Origin of the sequence: Kutzneria kofuensis, assembly GCF_014203355.1 — a bacterium.
Taxonomy (GTDB): domain Bacteria; phylum Actinomycetota; class Actinomycetes; order Mycobacteriales; family Pseudonocardiaceae; genus Kutzneria; species Kutzneria kofuensis.
On record NZ_JACHIR010000001.1, the window covers coordinates 5,370,911 to 5,389,153 of the forward strand.

Genomic DNA, 18,243 nt, shown 5'->3' on the forward strand with positions numbered 1-18,243 from the left:
CTGTGGTGTATAGCGGACCGGATTACCACACCGCCGTCAGCCCGGTGACGGACGCCCAGCTGCTGCTCTGGCTGTCGAAGTCGCACTTTGTGGTGCTCGACGGACTGGACGAGGTCTCGGACCGCAAACGCGCGAGCTCCTACTTGCACACGTCGCCCTTTCGCATCGAGGCGATCTGCTGTCGGCGGCGACGACCCGCGTGTAGGGCTGTGCGGCGGAGTTCCCTCCCGATGAGTTCGAGGAGCTCAAGCTGCCTTGCCATCCGCAGCCTCGATCCCAGCGTAACAGGTCACCCCCGGCGCACGATGCGCAGGGAAACTCCATACTCAACGCCTTCGGTGACCGCCGGCCCGCCGGCGAGGCCTACTGATCAACAACGTCGAACACCGTTCATGGGACAGACCCGCCACGAGAAACGATCGCAGTACACTACCGAGGCACCGCCGCCGTATCACCCTGGAGACCGATGTCGCTCGCTGAAATCGATGCCATGGTTACCGCGTTGTTCTGTGGCGACGTGACTCCCCACGGCTCGTACCGAGCCCCCGGCGGTGGTGCTCAGGTCAAAGGGATCGAGTTGCTCGCCGATGCTCTGTATCGCTATGACCTGGTCGAGAGAGCCACAGCCACATCGGTGACACTGCAACTTTATGTGGGTGTTGACGGCCTTGGCGAAGGTTTATGGCGGCAAGAAGTGCGGGTGCTGCAGAGAGTCGCGTCACTCGGTCATCCCGCGCTGCCGCAGATGGTAGACGGCGGAACTGTCGAGAAATCAGTGACCAGCCCTTACTCCGTGAGCGGATGCGCGTTCGTCGTGACGCGCCGAAGCGACGGGATGTACGACGCGGCGGCCGCCGGGGACAACACGCGGGCAGGCCTCACGGAGATCATCGACGCGCTGAAAGCAAGTCCGTCGAAGGCGGTCGCGCACCTGATGAGCCTCGCCGACGCGCTGGCGATCCTCCACGACATGGGCATCGTGCACCGCAACATCTGGCCGGGAACCATCGAGTACACCGCGTCGCAGAACGAGGAGCAGTTGATCCTCGCCAGGTTCGAGATGAGCAGCCTGGTGTCGAACCTGCTCAGGTCGTCCCTGCGCGACGCGGGGGAGCGGGCCGAGCAGGCCAGGAAGCTCATCGTCGGGCAAGGAGCCGACGCGCTTGCCTACTTCTCCCGCGAGCGGCTCGAGTTTCTGCTCAATGAGGGAGCGAGGCTCGAAGATCACCGCTCTGACATCTACAGCCTGGGTATGGTCGCCGCGGAGTGGTTCACCGGGGCCATTCCGGCGGAACTTCTGCGGGCGGTCACGTCCGCGATCTCGGGTGACACGCCGGAGCTCGACGGTTTGCTGGCCGCGAATCGCGCCATCAACACCTATATGCGCGACGCCGTCAAGAGTTTGCCCGGCCCACTCGCAGTTCTGCTGCGGGATATGCTTTCCTGGGACAAACCCACGGGAAGGCCGAGTGCGGCCGACGTCGTCAGCCGGATATCCGACCACTACGAGCACCTCGTATCGGACTCAGCCTCCGCTCCGAGCGGTCCCCACCTACTGATATTCATGCCCGAGGAATGTCGCGACACTCTGCTGAAATGGGAGCTCGTGGATCTTGATCCGATGACTCCCGAGGGCAAGGAGGAGACGAGCGAGTTCATCAGGGCGGACTTGAAGAATGCTCGGTTCCTGCACCTGCCGAATGGTGCTGAACCGTTCGTGCCCGGCAACGACCCCGAGAAGAGGCGCGCCGCGGACCATGTCTTTCTCGGTCGCAACATGGCGTGGTTCTGCCGGCCGTACGAGCCGGTCATCGGTTTCAACCGTCGAGGTGCGCCCGATGACCGGGGCCTGGTGATCGCGTTTGTGCTGGGACTCGACACCGGACGTGGGCATCGCCTGAAGATCGCGGTCGAGCGCGCCAGCAAGCGGCGGTGGGTACCTTCGGTCCACATCGTGCCGTCGGACATCGACAAACAGGAGATGCAGGAGAAGCTCGAGGCCAGTCCGTCGTGGCGGCCCCTGTTCGAAGCCGTTTACGACGCGGCGCCGCAGACGAAGGCCGAACGCGAGTTCTCCCATGCCTTCGACTGGTTGTTGCAGTTCCAGCGAACCGAGCTGGAGGCGCGCCAGTACCCGTACATCGCGGACGGCGCGGGCGAACGCGATCGCGTTGTGCTGCGCTTCGACGAGGAGCGCGACCGGCGCTGGCGGTTCAGCTCGGCGATGGCCACCGTGTTCGCGGGTACAGCGTCCTTGCGGCCAAACATGGGCGACTTCTTCCATGCGGCGCGCAGCAATAGCGGAATCACCACCGTGTTGCTACGCGCCGACGACGACGGCGTGCCCGCCCGCCGGGTGGCGATCAGCCTGGAGTGTGTGGGAGGGCACAACGACACGGTCGAGGTCGCCGCAGGGCATCAGACCAGATCCGTGCCGAGCCGCGGTTGGATCACGCTGGCTGAGGACTCCGGCTCATGGGTCGCCTTGCGCAGGCAGGAGGACGCGCGAGCCGAGTTGCTTGCGAACCGGGTACTGGTGCAGCAACTGGCCACTCCGAGGGCAGTCGAAATGCCGCGCTTGACCAAGCGGAGCACCACCACGCAGGTCGCCGAGGCGATGAGCAAGATCGAACCGCTGTTCGCCTTGCAGGGACCACCAGGAACGGGGAAGACCGAGGTCACCGCCGAGGCGATCTTGGCGTACCTCAAGGCGGAGCCGGGTAGCAGGGTCCTGGTGTCCACCCAGTCGAACTTCGCGCTTGACAACATCGCCGAGCGGCTCCTTCGCAAGCTGGGCATGGTAGGTGAAGATGACCAGCCTGCGACCTCCGCGACCGACGTGGTCGCGGTCCGTGCGACTACCGAGTGGAGTTCGGACAAGGTCGACGAGCTCGTCCGGCCGTTCCTCATCAATGACCTCGCGGAGCGCAGACAACAGGAGATCGTCGAACGCACCGAGCAGCTACTGGTGAACGCCGATGACCACACCCGGTCACTGTTGGCGCAGTGGCCGGCGATAGTGCGCGACGGTCTTCCCGAGCTGATAGACCGCCTGCACCGATCCGCCAACCTGGTGTTCGCTACCTGTTCCTCCGCGACTCCGGCACTGTTGACCCAGTCCGCGTCCACTGACCTCTTCGACTGGGTGGTGATCGAGGAGGCCGCCAAGGCCTGGCCGACTGAACTCGCCATCCCCCTGGCGCGCGGCACCCGCTGGGCGGTGGTCGGTGACCACCGGCAGCTCCCCGCGCACCGGAGGCGGGAGATCGTCGACTTTCTCGACGAATGCGCGTCGTCGTCGATCGTCGACCTTCAGCTGCACGGCCAACGGAAAGACGCTTACCTGGCTGTATTCGATCTCTTCGGGCAGATGTTCGAGGGAGCCGCTGACCCGGCCGTGCCCCGGCCGCGGCACACCATGCGCACCCAGTACCGCATGCGTGACGCCATCAGCCAAATCGTCAGCCGGATGTTCTACCCGGTGACGCCGACGAAACCCGGCGAGCACACGGACATCAACCGCCCGGGCCTCCTGGAGACCGGACGCGATGACAACGGAATTCTGCATGCGCCGGCGGGCCTCGCCCGGCACGCCGTCGTCTGGATCGACACCACTGATTCCCCGTTGTGCGAGGAAGAATCCGCCTGGCGCAACGCGGGTGAGGTGCAGATCATCGAGCAGTTGCTCGCGTCACTTCGCCCACGGCCGGTGCCGAAACAGGATGGCTACGGCGACCATCCGGTTGCCGTCCTCTCGCCCTATCGGCTTCAGCTGGAGCTCCTGCGCACGCGACCCGACCTGAAGCCGTACGCGTCGACGATCCACGCGTTTCAAGGCAGGGAAGCGAACGTCGTGGTCGTCTCGCTCGTCCGCAACCAGAAGCGGGGCCCTGTTGAGCAGCCGTGGCGCAACATCGGGCACCTCCACGAGCCGGAGCTCGTCAACGTGTTGTTCTCGCGCGCTCGTGAGCACCTGGTGCTGGTCGGCTCGTTCCGGCATTTCCAATACAACGGCGGGCCGATGTGGGCAGACATCTGCACCTTGGTCGAGAAGCACGGGATCGTGCGCAAGGCCGCTGACTTCGTGGAGGCCTGATGCCCACTCTTCGCGTCTTCGCGCCCTACGAGTCGGTGTTGGTTCGTGCTCGCCTCGGATACGGCGGTGAGCTGTCGCGTATCGAGAGCGCGGTCCTCCGCGCGATCGTCGAGCTGTGGCAGAAGCGGACTGCCGAGATGGAAAGCTCTGCGATCGAGCGCAAGACGGGTGTCGGGCTGAACAAGCTTGTCAACCTGTTCAGCCTCGGAGGGAGGGTGACGCTGGAGCTGATCTTCGACCTTTGGCGTCGAGGGCACATCACGCTGGACCTCCAGCACGCGATGGTCGCCCCGACCCAGGCCGCGGTCGACGCCTTCAGCGCCAACGGCAGCCAAGTGCTGGGCAGCGGCGAGTTCAAGATGGAGGACTTCGAAGTCTGGCTGGATCGTGTGAGCGGCCACCTGACCGGCCGGACCGGCGTCCCCGTGCCGCCGGACGACCAGCTCAAGGTCCCGGTGGACGCGATGTTCGACGCTAGCACGCTCGGGGTTAGCGGCGGCGCGGTCCTCAAGGCGGTCCGGGAGTGCCTCGTCGAGCAACAGCAGGCCGCCCAGGACCGGAACGCGGCGCGACATCGTGGTCGTGACGTCAGGGTCATGGAAACCCGGCTGGTCCCCGACCACGATCGGCCAGCCGTGCCCGGCAGGGCGTGGTACCCGATCGACGTGACCGTCCACCGTCATCCGAACAACGATGAGATCAGGGTCGTCGTGCCGCCGAGCGCGGGCCGCACGCCCGCGCAGTGCGAGCGAGCGGGCCGGCTGCTGACGGCATTCGTGGAGCAACGCCCGAATCACACCTTCTCCCGCAGATTGCTCGCGGCGGTGAGCACGTCCCTTTCCGATCCCCCGACGCTCGACCACAACATCGGTCTCCTGGAGCGGCTGCTCGTGGACGCGGTCACCGCGCTGGCGGGAACGCGGACATCGCTGCACAGCCAGCTCGTGGAGAGCGTAGAGACGATTAGGAGGCAGATCGAGGAGCGGATCGAGGGCGAGGCCAAGGCCGAGGCCGTGCAGTCGGTGACGGATTACCGGAAGGCTGTACACGAGGTCATCGGGACCGCGCACCGCCAGGTCGTTCTCATCGCCTCCGTCCTGCACTACGACGGTCTGGTCGAACTGCTGACACCGTTGCGCGAAGCGATCGGACGAGGCGCCCAGATCGTCCTACTCTGGGGCCGCGATCACTTCGCCGTGATCGACCCCCAAGTGCAGCGCGTGTTCGAGGAGCTCAAGCTGCACGCGGTGGCGCAGCACCTGGGCGCCTCGGCGGTCGTGATGTCCAGCCGCCCAGCCAAGATCAACGTCAACGCGGTCGTCGCGGACAACCGCGCGGCGCTGCTGGGCTCCTTTCCCTACCTCGGCCGGGCGAACAGCGAGTCGAACCCGCTCGGCGTGGTGATCACCAACCCCGGCCACCAGGACTGCGAGCCAATCGAGGCGATGCTGAGGTGGGTGCGGCGAACGATGCCGGACAGCCGCACGGCGTCCGCAGTCCTTTGCCGCGGCAGGGACTTCGAGACGGCGGACGAGTCTCGCCCTGAACAGGCCGACCACGTCTCCTGGTCTGATCTCCCCACGGAACTGGAACAGGACGTGGCGGCCTCCGATGCGGTGGTCCGCGCCTGGGCTCAGGCCTGGGGACGTTGCCTCGACGAGGCGCGCAACGTGCTCGCCCTCCGCCGTCTGCCTTCGGTAACGCTGGTGGAGGACAGCGCGCACCGGGACGCGCTGTGGGACGGGATCCGAGCGGCGAAGCGTCAGGTGGTCATCGCCAGCCAGCGACTGACCACGACCGCGAGCAGCCGTAGGCTCGCGAGCCTACTTCAGGAGCAGCTCGACGTCGGTGTGCGCGGTGACGTCTTTTACCAGTACCCCCATCGCGAGGCGAGACAGATGGTGGACCTGCTCAGTGGTCTGGTCAGGACGTCGAACTCGCGGTTCGCGCTGCACCAGGTTCAGTCGAACTTCCGCGCTCTCATCAGTGACGACGACGTCGTGATCAGCAATTTCGACTTCCTGTCCCACGAGGGCTTTTACCGCGGGCCCGCGAGCCGGAAGCCTCCGGTGGAGCTGGGGTTGCGCATCTCGGGTAGCGCGTTCGCCGGACAGGTCGCACAGCTGCTCGGCGCTCAGGCCGTGCCGCGGTCGCGCTCGAAGATCGAGTCCGCGCCGCCGGTGAGCAATCGCTCGGACCTCGTGGTGGCGCTGGACGGCTGTCCGGCGACCGACGTGAGTGGTCGTGCCCGGCTGGTCGCTGAGGCGGTTCGCACCGTTGGTGCGGACCGGGTGCTCGAGGAGCTCGTCGACGCGGGGGTCTCAGGCGACGTGCTCCAAATCGCCGCCGCCCTGGTCGTCCGAGGAGGGCTGGCCGCGCCGGACGACAGGGTGCGCAAGTGGTCGCTGTGGCTGGTCGACGAGCTGTGGTCGAGCAAGCGGTTCCCCGAAGCCTGGCTGCTCCGCCGAGCGGTCCCCTGGTCGGCGCTCCCGCTGTCGATGGCGACCGCGGCGGCGCTCAGCGGCACAGCAGGGGTGGCCCAGGCGGTGGAGAGTGCGGCGCTCGAACTGTCGGAGTCGGCGTCCGCGTCCGCGGCGCTTATCGCGTTCAGCTCCGCGCAGTTGCTCGCCTGGCCTGTTGAGCAGGACCAGGGAGTTCCGTCGGCCGTCGCTTATCAATTGCGTGAGGTGCTCGCATATCTGGCTGACACCGGCGTGGCACCTTGCTGGAAGCAGCTGGCCGCTGTGCTCGCCGAGGAGTCGGCTGAGGCGGACAGTCCCGGTGTGCTCAAGGTGGTGCGCCGATGGGCCGCGCTCCGGAAGAGGGAAACCGAGCGGGTCAAAGCGTGGGAGCACTTGTCCGCCGCGTTCAGCCAGGCCGAGGCGATGACGTTCAACTTCGAGTCCGGGTTGAAGACCCACGGTCACCTGTTTCACCACAACGGCTTCTTCGGTGGCCTGCGCACGGCCATCGAGTCCCGCGACGCGAAGGAAGTCGCTAGATGGGCGGGGCGGCCCGAGCTCGGTGATCTCCCCGACCTCGTCGACACGACTACGAAAGAGGTCGCGGGCATGCTCAGGAACAGCAACATCGTCGCGGACAAGCGCAGGGTATACATCAACCGGTTGGAAACGCTCAGGGAAGCAGCCCAGCAGTTAGTGATCTTGACGGCGCAGCAGGCGGACCCAGGTTCGGAGCGCCAGCACGACGTCGTGCGGCCATTGGTGGCGGAGGTGACGAAGCTGTGGCCCGAGCTTCATGTCGAGCTGGCTGATCAACGAGCCCCGGAGCGGCACCTCACCGAGTACGCACTGTCCGCCATCAGGGAGATCGCGGAGTGGGGAAGGGCATGACGAGCGAGCCGAACTACCTGCAGGCCGTCGTGGGTGGACTGCGGCAGTCCTGGTCTCGGCCCAGGTTGTTCGCCCTCGTCACAACGGCGGACGCGGTCGACCCGATCTCGGCTGCCGAAGCGCTGTTGGGGGATCTGGCTGCACCGACGACCGATGTCGCGCAGGGCTTCCACCAGCTGCTCGACGAGGGTGAATTCCACGCCTGCCGCCTACTCCTGTCCAGCGAGGACAAGGAACTCTCCGAGGCGCAACGGACGGCTCTCGGCCATCGGCTCGACAACGCGATCGCCTCGGCCCGCAACACGTTGCTGTTGAAGGAGCATCAGCTGAACACCAGTGCCGCAGCACTGGGAATCCCAGGACCGTCCGTGGACTGGGCGAGCCTACTCAACGTTCGCAAGACGGACGCGGTCCAGGCCCTCGACGAGTTCGGAAACGCCCTGCGGAAGGCGAGCGGCGAGCGCCGTGCCGTGATCGAGCGACTGCTGCCGGACCTGGAACCAGTGCGGCGTAAGACGGTGCTTGCCTGCCTACAGGCAGGGATGTACACGGCAGCTGAGCAGATCGCCACGCAGGTCAGCGAACCGGAGCCCTGGCTCGGTCCGACAGCGGTCGCCGGGGTCGGGCTGTGGGACTACGCGCAGTCCGCGAACGACGAGGTGCTGCGCTGGTTCGTCGACGTCGCGGCGGCTCCGGCCGACTTCGATCAGCACCGCCCCGCCGCGGAAGACGAGGCCGGGCTGAGACTCGTGCGGGCCATGCACGAGGCGTTCGAGAATCTCGACAGCAGGACGGCGGAGCAGCTGGGCGACGCCATCGACGGCCTGATTACGGACATGCAGTTCCGGCACCCAGCTCGCCGCGTGGGAGCAGGCTTCGAGGTCGATTTGCGCGGGGCGACGGATCCGCGCCTGCCCTGGTTGGCCCTGCCAAGGAAGCTGCCCGTCCATATCGGACCCCAACCCCCAGCTGGCGGCTCAGCTGTGCAGCTCTGGCTGCCGACGGTCGGCCATGGGTACCAGGCGCCTGACGGGTCGCAGCTGCTGGATCCGCATTTTCTCTTCCTGCTCGTGGAACCGGATGCCACGAACAAGCCTCGTACGGCCGAGTGGCGCCGGATCAATCTGCTGCGCCGCATCTGCGACCGGCTCCCGTTCGAGCTGGTCGTCGACGCGGACGAGGACCTGGGTGACAGTGCCGAGGCACGGGCGTCCCTGTGCTGGATGTTCGACCTGCTCGGATTGCGGGCCGCCGCCGAGGTGCCGGAAATGGTCCTGTTCGAGACGGGTGCGCTTCCCGTTGTGCTGCACGCGATCGTGCGGATCATCGCCGACACGGTGCCGCGGCCGGGCCCGTTGACCCTGGACGACCTGGAGAAGCTGCGGGAGAGCAGTTCGGTCAAGCAGTCCTTGTTCGACGCCGTCTTCGCACTGCTCAACGACGATCTCGCGGCTCAGGTGGTTTACGGCGCGTTGCTCAACAGAGCGGCCAGACTCGGCAGCGAACGCGTGCGACGCGATCTGCTTGACGAGGAGCTCGACGATATGACCATGGCCGTGATGCAGGAACACGAGGACCAGACCGGTCGGCTCCACGACTTCCCGGTCGCGCGCCTGAATGTCGGAGCGGCGCTCCAGCGCGTCGACACAATCGGGCTCGCGACCCTCGAGGAGGACGAGGTGGTCCTGTCAGGCCAGGGCCTGGTCATGCTCCTCGGCGGAGATCTGCTGGTGCTGCGCACGGTCGAGGCGCTGAAGCGGTTCCACGCCAATCGGGACGAGGTCGAGGAACGTGCCGAGCTGGCCCTACGGAATCGCACCCAGCGACAGAACAAGCACGTCCGCGCCGGCTATGAGTACGCTCTCATGCAGCTCACCGCGGAGCTCAAGCGGGACGACCTGACGCCATCGGAACGCAACCGGCTGGTGCATCAGATCGACGCACACAACAAACTTATGGCCCAGCACACAGCCATTGAGAACGGTGACCTCGACGCGCTACTGAGGCTGACCACGTTCGACATCGCCGTGTTGCTCGACGAAGTGGCTGACGGGCAGCGTAAGGCGAACCACCTGACGATCGACATCGTCAACGAGGCCGGGGTGCTGACCAACGTGGTCGCCATGCGACTGCTCGTCCAGCTCGCACTCGTCGATCTGAGCCACAACGCGGTGCAGGCGATGCAGTCCGTTGGTGCGAAAGACCGGAAGATGCGCATCGTCATCCGGTACGAGGACAACCTCACCGGGCGGTTCGTCGTGCTCGACGTGGAGGACAGCGGGCCGGGGTTCGGCAAGGCCGACGTGAGCCTGCTGGACAATCAACGGCGAGAGATGGGAATGCGTGGCGGCGAGGGGCTTCGGCACGCGGCGCTCAACCTCGAGGCGTGCAACGGAAAGCTGGAGCGCGTCGCGGCTCCGTCCAGTCTAGGAGGCGCGCACCTGCGCGTCTGGTTGCCCTTGGCCGAGTGAGTGGTCAGCCGTCCGCGATGAGCTTGCGGACGAGATCGCGTAGCGGAATCATCGGTCCTTTCTGGTCGTTGTGCTTCGGGATCACGTTGCGGACTCCTAGCGACCGCTTCAGGCTCTCCAGGTCTTCGAAGGGCAGTTCGGCGGACATCAGCGCGGTGGGCATCTCCGGACGCAACCGCCGCAGGTCTTCGAGGACGAGTCGTCCGTGCCCGTCGACCATGCCCTCATCCAGGTGAAGGTCGACCAGGGCGCAGTCGTGATCCAGCGGGTGCCCCGCTGCCAGCCTGCGGGTCCACTCCCCGATCGAGGTGATCAGGTCGCACTCGAACTCTCCCCTCAGCACATCCTCAAGGGACTTCGCGATGAGGTCGTCCACGATCAGTACCCGCTTGCGCTTCACGACTGGCCGCTGCGGTTCACCGCGCCATCGGGCGGCTTCGGTGTGGAAGATATCGCAGAACCCGTTCCAGGAAGACAGGCTTGCCCGTTCGGGGTCCGTCAACCCGCGCACCCTTGTGACCAGCCGATCGCGTGCTTCTTTGATATCCCGCCAGCAGCTGGCCGGCAGACGGGAGTACTCCTCCCAGGGGTTGCTGTCCCACATCTGGAGCAGCTCGTCGAACCGCTCGGTCGGCTCTGTTGCGGACAGGGACAGGACCGAGTCGCGGAACACCAGGGCGTCGATCGAGGAAGTAGGAAGGTCCAGCACGTAGGGGGCGCCGGCGGCGGGCTTCGGGACGGGGGCGTGTTTACGGAGCCGGAGGGCCGCCTGCGACAAGGCGTTGGGGTCGGTGCCCGTCGTCCAGAGGTGATTCATCAACCATAGTTTCGAACGTCCGCGCGGTCCGGCGAGTGCGAGCGCGGCGAGCAGACTGCCGTGAAGCGGCGTCAGTTCCAGTGAAGAGCCGTCCGCCCGAAAGATCGTCGGGCGGCCGAGGATTCTCACCCGGATGCCGCTGGTCTCGTCCGTCGTTAAACCATCCACCTCGCAACGCTACCCAGGTCGGCAACCAGGCACGATGACACCGTGATGACAATCCACATGGCAACGCGGTAACAACGGCCCTGGTGGTCACTGGAAGGTCATCAGGCGACCTATTAGTGGTGTCATCGGACCCCGGGTCTCCTTGTGGCATGAGAAAACTCCCGACGAACCGCATCGCAGCCGGGGTTCCCGCCGGCGCACTCGTCACCGCTGCAGTCACGACCGGTACGCCGTGGCTCTACGGCCTCGCTGTGGCCGCCACGGCCCTGCCGTGGGTGGCGGAGATCGTGTGGCGTTGCGTCTTCGCGGCCATGCCCGAAGCCGTGCGCCGCGACTTGCTCGAACTGGAGAAGATCGGGCAGGAGCGGTGAAGCCGGGGAAGGCCGGCTTTCGGCCATGTACCGGGCACCCCGACCAGCCGCCCGACTCGCCTCACCCGGCTTACTCGTCGAAAACGTTGGAGGCCGAGCTCGGGCAATCACCCTGACGGACTGTCAGGGAACAGGCCAGCTCCCGGCGGCTTGTGCCGGCGCGGCAACGCCGCCGTCAGGACCGACACGGCGTCAGCGGTCTGCAGCGAATCCTGCGCAGCGCAGCCAAGGTGCACGCCACGCCTCGATTCCCTGATGGACTGCGGCTGACCTGCTGAAAGACTTAGCCAAGTGAGTGCCCCCGGCACGACCCGGGCTCGATCCACACGAACCCATACCCGCCGTGAACTGCTGGTTTCTTCCACCCTCGGCGTCGTCTGACGCCTCCGCCCGACAGGCGGCCGATGAACACCGAGAAGATCATCACCGGCCTGACGCCGTTGCAGGCCGACCGCCTGGCCTGCGTCGACTGCGGAGTTAACTACCTCCGCATCCATGCCCCGTGTGTGCCGCTCGGCCGATCAGCTACCGGCTCGCAGGTGTTCGTCTGCGCCGCCCGCCACCAGACCAACGAGCTGCGTGCGGTCGGAGGTGCCCTGCGATGAGCACCACGCCGTCCCCGGCTCGGCGTGACCCGTCGCTGTGGGTGCAGTGCGCCAACATCGCCTTGGCACCCGAACTGAGCGTGCTCGCCATCGCGGTCGCCGACTGTCCACCGCTGGCGCTTCTGCTGGTCGTCGAACTCCTCAACCGCGCTTAAGCGCCACCGCTCCGAGACTAAGAGGGTGTCTTACGTGGCGGCCTTGGCGAGCCTCTTGAAGCAAGTCAAGGCCGCCGCCAACGTCAGGAACGCGCAGAAGTGGTTCGCCTTGCGCTCGTACCGCATCGCGAGTCGGCGGTACCCGAACAACCAGGCGATCGTGCGTTCGATGACCCACCGGTGCCGACCCAGCCGCGCGCTGGACTCAGTGTCTTTGCGGGCGATCCGCACCGCGATCCCCTGCTCGCGTACCCACGCCCGTAACTCCTTGATGTCGTAGGCCTTGTCCGCGTGCAACTTCGCCGGCTTGCGCCGACGGGGACCACGCCGCGACTTCACTGCGGGGATCGCCCGCACCAACGGTTTGAGCCCGTAGGCGTCGTTGGTGTTGGCCGCCGACACCGCCACCGACAACGGCAGACCGGCCCGGTCGGACAGCGCGTGGATCTTCGAGCCCGGCTTGCCTCGATCGACCGGGCTCGGACCGGTCAACGATCCCCCTTTTTCGCCCGCACCGCCGCCGCGTCCACCACCACCCGCGACCAATCGATCAAGCCCTGGCCGCCCAACTCGTCCAAGACCGCCCGATGCACCCGTGGCCACAGGCCCGCTTTGGTCCACTCGGTGAACCTGCGGTGCGCGGTCGGCACTGTGACCCCGAACGACGGCGGTAGATGCCGCCAGGCGCAGCCGCTGGTCAACACGAACACGATCGCGGTGAACACCGCCCGGTCGTCCACCGGCGTCGTCCCACCGCCCTGCCGACGCGGCGTGAACTGTGGGACCAACGGCGCGACCAGTGCCCACAACTCGTCGGGCACCAGCCGCTGCGACAACGCATCCGTCACAACGTCTGATCATGGCAGCGGCCGAGCAAGATCCACGTGAGACGAGCTCTAATACTGCAACGGCACTTGTGTGAGTTGTAGTGGATCATGTTCGTCGTGGTGATTGACGTTGCGGTCGCAGAGCTGGACCGGGTGCACGCGCGGATCAGTGCTCGGTTCACCCGGTCTGAACCGCGTGCTCGGTCTCGGGAGTACCTGCTCGGACTGACCGCGGGACTGGAGCGGAAGAACGGCTGGACGTTGGCCGAACGCGCAGGCCAGACCAGCCCGGACGGTATGCAACGACTGCTGCGGCGGGCGGACTGGGATGTCGACGGCGTCCGTGACGACCTGCGGGACTACGTCGCGGAGCAGTTGGGCGAGCGCGACGGCGTGTTGATCGTGGACGACACCGGGTTCCTGAAGAAGGGGACCCGGTCGGCCGGGGTGCAGCGGCAGTACTCGGGCACTGCCGGGCGGACGGAGAACTGCCAGGTCGGCGTGTTCCTGGCCTATGCCTCGACCCGTGGTCACGCGTTGATCGACCGCGAGCTGTACCTGCCGGAGTCCTGGACGAGTGACCGGGATCGATGTCGTGCCGCCGACGTGCCCGACGAGGTCGAGTTCGTGACCAAGCCTCGGCAGGCCATGGCGATGATCGACCGCGCGGTCGCCGCCGGCGTGCCGTTCGGCTGGGTGACCGCCGACGAGGCGTACGGGCAGGTCAAGTACCTGCGGGTCTGGCTCGAGCAGCACGATCTTCCGCACGTGTTGGCCACCAAGGTCAACGACACCCTGGTTACCACGACGATGCGCCAAGCCCGTGCCGACGAACTGGTCGCCGCGGTGCCGGCGCGGGCCTGGCGCCGGTTGTCGGTGGGAGCTGGGGCGCATGGGCCGCGCGAGTACGAATGGGCTCGGGTGCCGTTGCGGGTGCTGTGGGCGCCGGGTCGTGGGCATTGGCTGCTGGCGCGACGGTCGATCACTGACCCGACCGACATCGCATACTACGTCTGCTACGGGCCCCGTCGGTGCACGGTTGTGGACCTGGCATGGATCGCGGGGGCGCGGTGGCGGATCGAGGAGTGCTTCCAGCAGGCCAAGAACGAAGCCGGGTTGGATCACTATCAGGTTCGTTCTTGGCGTGCCTGGTACGCGCACGTCACGCTGTCGATGCTTGCTCATGCCTGGCTCGCCGTCACGCGATCCCTTGTCGCAAAAGGGGAACGAGTGACCGCGACACGGGCATGATCGGCTTCACGTTACCGGAGGTGAGGCGACTGTTGATCAACCTGGTCTTCCGGACCGCAGCCAGCGTCGACCACGTCTGGTCCTGGTCGTGTTGGCGCCGGCGACGTCAACATCAAGCCCGTCTCAGCCACTACAAACGGCGCGGTTACCCACTGACCTAAGTGCCGTTGCAGTACTAATACGACAACGACAGGTCGTGATGTTGTCTCCGGTGGTGGCTAGCTCGGGCACGGGCCTGGCTAACCAACCGCCACCGTGACCAGTGCAGGATGTGATCGACGGTGTGGGCGGAACGGACCACGACCCGGTTCCATAACCGGCGAACCTCGTTGACCGACAACGGGATCACGGTCTGACCATCGCCAGCAACGGAGCCCCCTTTTCAACGGTTGGCCGTGTGATCACCAGGAACGCCAACGCCGTCATCGACAGCGTGACGTGCCGGTACCACGCCTGGTAACCCCGCGCCTGGTAGTGATCCAGACCGGTCTCGTTCTTCGCCGTCTGGAAACACTCCTCGATCGCCCAGCGGCTGCCCGCGACACGAACCAGCTCCGCCAAGCTGGTATCGGCAGGCCCGAAACACACGTAGTAGGCGATGTCGGTCGGATCGCTGACCGAACGCCGAGCCAGCAGCCAGTGCCCCCAACCCCGCCGGCGCAACGGCCGGATCTCCACCGCCGTCCAGTCCGACACCCGAGGGCCACGAACTCCGTCCCCGCAGCTGAGCCGCTGCCAATCTGCGTCCGCGACGTCCGCAATCATCCGCGCAACCCGGACCTTGGCCAAGTGCATCGACACCACCATCGCCGACTTGGGCACCGCCACCACATGCGGGACGTCCACGGTCTCCAACCACAGCCGGAACTTCGTGTCCTGCCCGTACAACTCGTCGGCGGTCACCCATCCGAACGGCACCTCCGTCGCGAGCGCACGCTCGATCATCCGGCGGGCCAGCACCTGTTTGGTCGCGAACTCCACCTCGTCATCAATGCCAGCCGCCCGGCACCGGTCACGATCATCGGTCCAGTCCTTGGGCAGATACAACTCCCGATCAATCAGCGCACGACCGCGTGGTGAGGCATACGCCAGAAATACCCCGATCTGCGAGTTCTCGATCCGGCCGGCAGTGCCCGAGTACTGCCGTGCGACTCCTGCGGAGTGGGCACCCTTCTTCAGAAAGCCGGTCTCGTCGACGATGAGCACCCCCTGCTCACCGTCACCGATGCGTTCCACAACCGCGGCACGCACGTCGTCACGCAAGCCATCGGCGTCCCACGCGTAGAAGTTCAGCAACCGCTGCATGCCTTCCGGCCCCGCATCCCCGGCGGCCTCGGCCAGCGTCCACCCGTTCTTCCGCTCGATCTCGGCGAGCAATCCCTTGACATACCAGCGCATCCGGCGCCGCGACTCCACTCGGGGGAACCTGCCGGCGAACCGGCCCAGAAACGCCTCGAAGCTCGCCGACCAGTCCGCCACCATCTCCGCCAACACAACAAGATCAACTACCAGAGTCCGGACCTAGATTACAACCTGTCGTTGTCGTACTAATACTGCAACGGCACTTGTGTGAGTTGTAGTGGATCATGTTCGTCGTGGTGATTGACGTTGCGGTCGCAGAGCTGGACCGGGTGCACGCGCGGATCAGTGCTCGGTTCACCCGGTCTGAACCGCGTGCTCGGTCTCGGGAGTACCTGCTCGGACTGACCGCGGGACTGGAGCGGAAGAACGGCTGGACGTTGGCCGAACGCGCAGGCCAGACCAGCCCGGACGGTATGCAACGACTGCTGCGGCGGGCGGACTGGGACGTCGACGGCGTCCGTGACGACCTGCGGGACTACGTCGCGGAGCAGTTGGGCGAGCGCGACGGCGTGTTGATCGTGGACGACACCGGGTTCCTGAAGAAGGGGACCCGGTCGGCCGGGGTGCAGCGGCAGTACTCGGGCACTGCCGGGCGGACGGAGAACTGCCAGGTCGGCGTGTTCCTGGCCTATGCCTCGACCCGTGGTCACGCGTTGATCGACCGCGAGCTGTACCTGCCGGAGTCCTGGACGAGTGACCGGGATCGATGTCGTGCCGCCGACGTGCCCGACGAGGTCGAGTTCGTGACCAAGCCTCGGCAGGCCATGGCGATGATCGACCGCGCGGTCGCCGCCGGCGTGCCGTTCGGCTGGGTGACCGCCGACGAGGCGTACGGGCAGGTCAAGTACCTGCGGGTCTGGCTCGAGCAGCACGATCTTCCGCACGTGTTGGCCACCAAGGTCAACGACACCCTGGTTACCACGACGATGCGCCAAGCCCGTGCCGACGAACTGGTCGCCGCGGTGCCGGCGCGGGCCTGGCGCCGGTTGTCGGTGGGAGCTGGGGCGCATGGGCCGCGCGAGTACGAATGGGCTCGGGTGCCGTTGCGGGTGCTGTGGGCGCCGGGTCGTGGGCATTGGCTGCTGGCGCGACGGTCGATCACTGACCCGACCGACATCGCATACTACGTCTGCTACGGGCCCCGTCGGTGCACGGTTGTGGACCTGGCATGGATCGCGGGGGCGCGGTGGCGGATCGAGGAGTGCTTCCAGCAGGCCAAGAACGAAGCCGGGTTGGATCACTATCAGGTTCGTTCTTGGCGTGCCTGGTACGCGCACGTCACGCTGTCGATGCTTGCTCATGCCTGGCTCGCCGTCACGCGATCCCTTGTCGCCAAAGGGGAACGAGTGACCGCGACACGGGCATGATCGGCTTCACGTTACCGGAGGTGAGGCGACTGTTGATCAACCTGGTCTTCCGGACCGCAGCCAGCGTCGACCACGTCTGGTCCTGGTCGTGTTGGCGCCGGCGACGTCAACATCAAGCCCGTCTCAGCCACTACAAACGGCGCGGTTACCCACTGACCTAAGTGCCGTTGCAGTACTAAGCGAATAGTCAGGGCCGGCGACGCAGCCACGCAGTAGCAATGACCGCTCAGTAGCGCAGAGAACCTCGGGGAGAGACGAACGTGGCGTCCGAGGAGCGACCGGCAACGCCGAAGCCCGGTCCCCCACCCCGCCTGAAGCGCTGGTTCCAGGAACGGCCTTCAGAGTACCCGTGGGAGTAGGACGGCCTCGACCACGTGCGGCGCCTCACGCCGCACGCTGAGCCGTACCGCGCATGGGCCACCTTCTCCTTCACCGCGGCCTCCGGCCGGAGTGTTCCGTCCCGGGCGGTGCGGGGTAGACGAGCAGGACTCCGTCTGCGGCGACGAACACCGCTCCGTGCTCGTCGATTTCCAGCCGTTGGTCCAGTGTGGACGCCCAGGTAAGGCCGAAGCACTATCCGACCCGGTGGGACGACAGATGCGTGCGCGTCAACACCAGAGGCAGGATCCCGGGCAGCTCAAGGTCGGTTTGTGTCAGCAGAACTTCGCCGGTCGCGAGGTCGACCGGGTCCTTGGTCTCGGTCCGCTTGCTGTCCTGGACTGCATGGGCGCGAGGGTTGTCGCCCACGTGCGTCCGCGCAGTGCGTCCGCCGCGCCCGCCTCGACCGGAGCCGACGCGTGTCGACCGTCGTGATCCACCACCGTGCGGTTCGGTGTTGCCCTTGGTGTCGGGATGCAGCTTCTTCAGTAGTCCGGCGCCGCTGCTGTCCGCCTCGTCATAGAGGTCGGCGCTGGTATGGAGGCGTTTTCCGGCGCCTTCGACTACGCGGCCGCCTTCACTGAAGACCTTCCCGGTGATCTGTACGCCCTTGCCCATGGCCTTGGCCACCACGGCGCCGATGCCGGATCGGTCACTGCTGGCGTGTGAGACCAGGTTCTGCCCCGCGGTCTCCAGCTTCTGTCCACCCTCCGCGAGCTTCCCCCCGAACTCGCTGAGCTTCCCACCCGACCGCCGCATGTGCTCCGGATGAACATTGATCTTGCTCACGAGACCCCCGCCTCTCGCTCTGCTTCCCGCCGAGAGTAGCGACGGACGCCCCCTTCATGCAGGAACAGCGATGGGCACACCGCGACGCCCCCAAGTCCCAGCAGCAGGGCGAGCGAAGCGAAGCCCCCAACCGGGCGATGCGTAACGAGCCCGAAGGGGTCCAGGGGCGAAGCCCTCCTGGCTTGGGGTCTGGGGCGAGAGCCCCAGAAAACACAAACGCCTGATCCGGCGAG

At 66.3% G+C, this 18,243-nt stretch carries 11 protein-coding genes and 1 pseudogene; 8 read left to right on the forward strand and 4 right to left on the reverse strand.

From position 1 onward, the window contains the following. Positions 1–466 precede the first annotated feature (466 nt). The 3 genes from BJ998_RS24895 to BJ998_RS24905 are packed head-to-tail and all read left to right on the forward strand — an operon-like array spanning position 467 to position 9,920. Complete coding sequence (locus BJ998_RS24895) at positions 467–4,096, forward strand: AAA domain-containing protein (RefSeq protein WP_184865344.1); 3,630 nt, start codon at positions 467–469, stop codon at positions 4,094–4,096. After that, positions 4,096–7,449 (forward strand): phospholipase D-like domain-containing protein, encoded by a 3,354-nt coding sequence (locus BJ998_RS24900; RefSeq protein ID WP_184865346.1) that lies wholly within the window; start codon positions 4,096–4,098, stop codon positions 7,447–7,449. The genes BJ998_RS24895 and BJ998_RS24900 overlap by 1 nt, the downstream gene beginning before the upstream one ends. Next, on the forward strand, positions 7,434–9,920 hold the full coding sequence (locus BJ998_RS24905; protein WP_184865348.1) for an ATP-binding protein: 2,487 nt from the start codon (positions 7,434–7,436) through the stop codon (positions 9,918–9,920). The genes BJ998_RS24900 and BJ998_RS24905 overlap by 16 nt, the downstream gene beginning before the upstream one ends. A 4-nt stretch (positions 9,921–9,924) precedes the next feature. Here the strand turns inward: BJ998_RS24905 and BJ998_RS24910 are convergent, their stop codons facing one another. Continuing rightward, complete coding sequence (locus tag BJ998_RS24910) at positions 9,925–10,905, reverse strand: DNA-binding transcriptional response regulator (protein WP_184865350.1); 981 nt, start codon at positions 10,903–10,905, stop codon at positions 9,925–9,927. A gap of 149 nt (positions 10,906–11,054) precedes the next feature. Between BJ998_RS24910 and BJ998_RS24915 the strand changes: the two genes are divergently transcribed. From BJ998_RS24915 to BJ998_RS24925, 3 genes are all read left to right on the forward strand, one after another. Beyond that, entirely contained in the window at positions 11,055–11,276 is a 222-nt protein-coding gene (locus BJ998_RS24915; RefSeq protein ID WP_184865351.1) for a hypothetical protein, read from the forward strand. Between the two features lie 404 nt (positions 11,277–11,680). After that, positions 11,681–11,881, forward strand: a complete 201-nt coding sequence (locus BJ998_RS24920; RefSeq protein ID WP_184865353.1) for a hypothetical protein — start codon at positions 11,681–11,683, stop codon at positions 11,879–11,881. After that, positions 11,878–12,036: a hypothetical protein gene (locus BJ998_RS24925; protein WP_184869232.1), complete on the forward strand. Its 159-nt coding sequence runs from the start codon at positions 11,878–11,880 to the stop codon at positions 12,034–12,036. The genes BJ998_RS24920 and BJ998_RS24925 overlap by 4 nt, the downstream gene beginning before the upstream one ends. Positions 12,037–12,066: 30 nt before the next feature. Here the strand turns inward: BJ998_RS24925 and BJ998_RS24930 are convergent. Beyond that, positions 12,067–12,884 (reverse strand): IS5 family transposase gene (locus tag BJ998_RS24930; RefSeq protein WP_184857770.1). Its coding sequence is split into 2 segments (ribosomal slippage): positions 12,067–12,542 and positions 12,542–12,884, totalling 819 coding nucleotides; the frame shifts between segments, so codons are not numbered across the junction. Positions 12,885–12,980: 96 nt separating this feature from the next. Between BJ998_RS24930 and BJ998_RS24935 the strand changes: the two genes are divergently transcribed. After that, positions 12,981–14,114, forward strand: a complete 1,134-nt coding sequence (locus BJ998_RS24935) for an IS701 family transposase (RefSeq protein ID WP_184860707.1) — start codon at positions 12,981–12,983, stop codon at positions 14,112–14,114. A gap of 345 nt (positions 14,115–14,459) precedes the next feature. Here BJ998_RS24935 and BJ998_RS24940 read toward each other — a convergent pair whose 3' ends face one another. Then, positions 14,460–15,596, reverse strand: coding sequence for an IS701 family transposase (locus BJ998_RS24940; protein ID WP_425558971.1), 1,137 nt, complete (start codon positions 15,594–15,596; stop codon positions 14,460–14,462). Positions 15,597–15,709: 113 nt separating this feature from the next. Here BJ998_RS24940 and BJ998_RS24945 point away from each other — a divergent pair, with 113 nt between their 5' ends. Beyond that, a complete protein-coding gene (locus tag BJ998_RS24945) occupies positions 15,710–16,843 on the forward strand; it encodes an IS701 family transposase (RefSeq protein ID WP_184860707.1) in 1,134 nt (377 codons plus the stop codon). A 429-nt stretch (positions 16,844–17,272) separates the two neighbouring features. Here the strand turns inward: BJ998_RS24945 and BJ998_RS49235 are convergent. Continuing rightward, positions 17,273–17,980, reverse strand: a pseudogene (locus tag BJ998_RS49235) (DUF6531 domain-containing protein). Positions 17,981–18,243 lie beyond the last annotated feature (263 nt).

Excerpts from the sequence above, each read along its gene's own strand:
- BJ998_RS24895 (WP_184865344.1), top strand. The coding sequence starts at position 467 with ATGTCGCTCGCTGAAATCGATGCCATGGTTACCGCGTTGTTCTGTGGC.
- BJ998_RS24900 (WP_184865346.1), top strand. The coding sequence starts at position 4,096 with ATGCCCACTCTTCGCGTCTTCGCGCCCTACGAGTCGGTGTTGGTTCGT.
- BJ998_RS24915 (WP_184865351.1), top strand. The coding sequence starts at position 11,055 with ATGAGAAAACTCCCGACGAACCGCATCGCAGCCGGGGTTCCCGCCGGC.
- BJ998_RS24920 (WP_184865353.1), top strand. The coding sequence starts at position 11,681 with ATGAACACCGAGAAGATCATCACCGGCCTGACGCCGTTGCAGGCCGAC.
- BJ998_RS24925 (WP_184869232.1), top strand. The coding sequence starts at position 11,878 with ATGAGCACCACGCCGTCCCCGGCTCGGCGTGACCCGTCGCTGTGGGTG.
- BJ998_RS24940 (WP_425558971.1), bottom strand. The coding sequence starts at position 15,596 with ATGGTGGCGGACTGGTCGGCGAGCTTCGAGGCGTTTCTGGGCCGGTTC.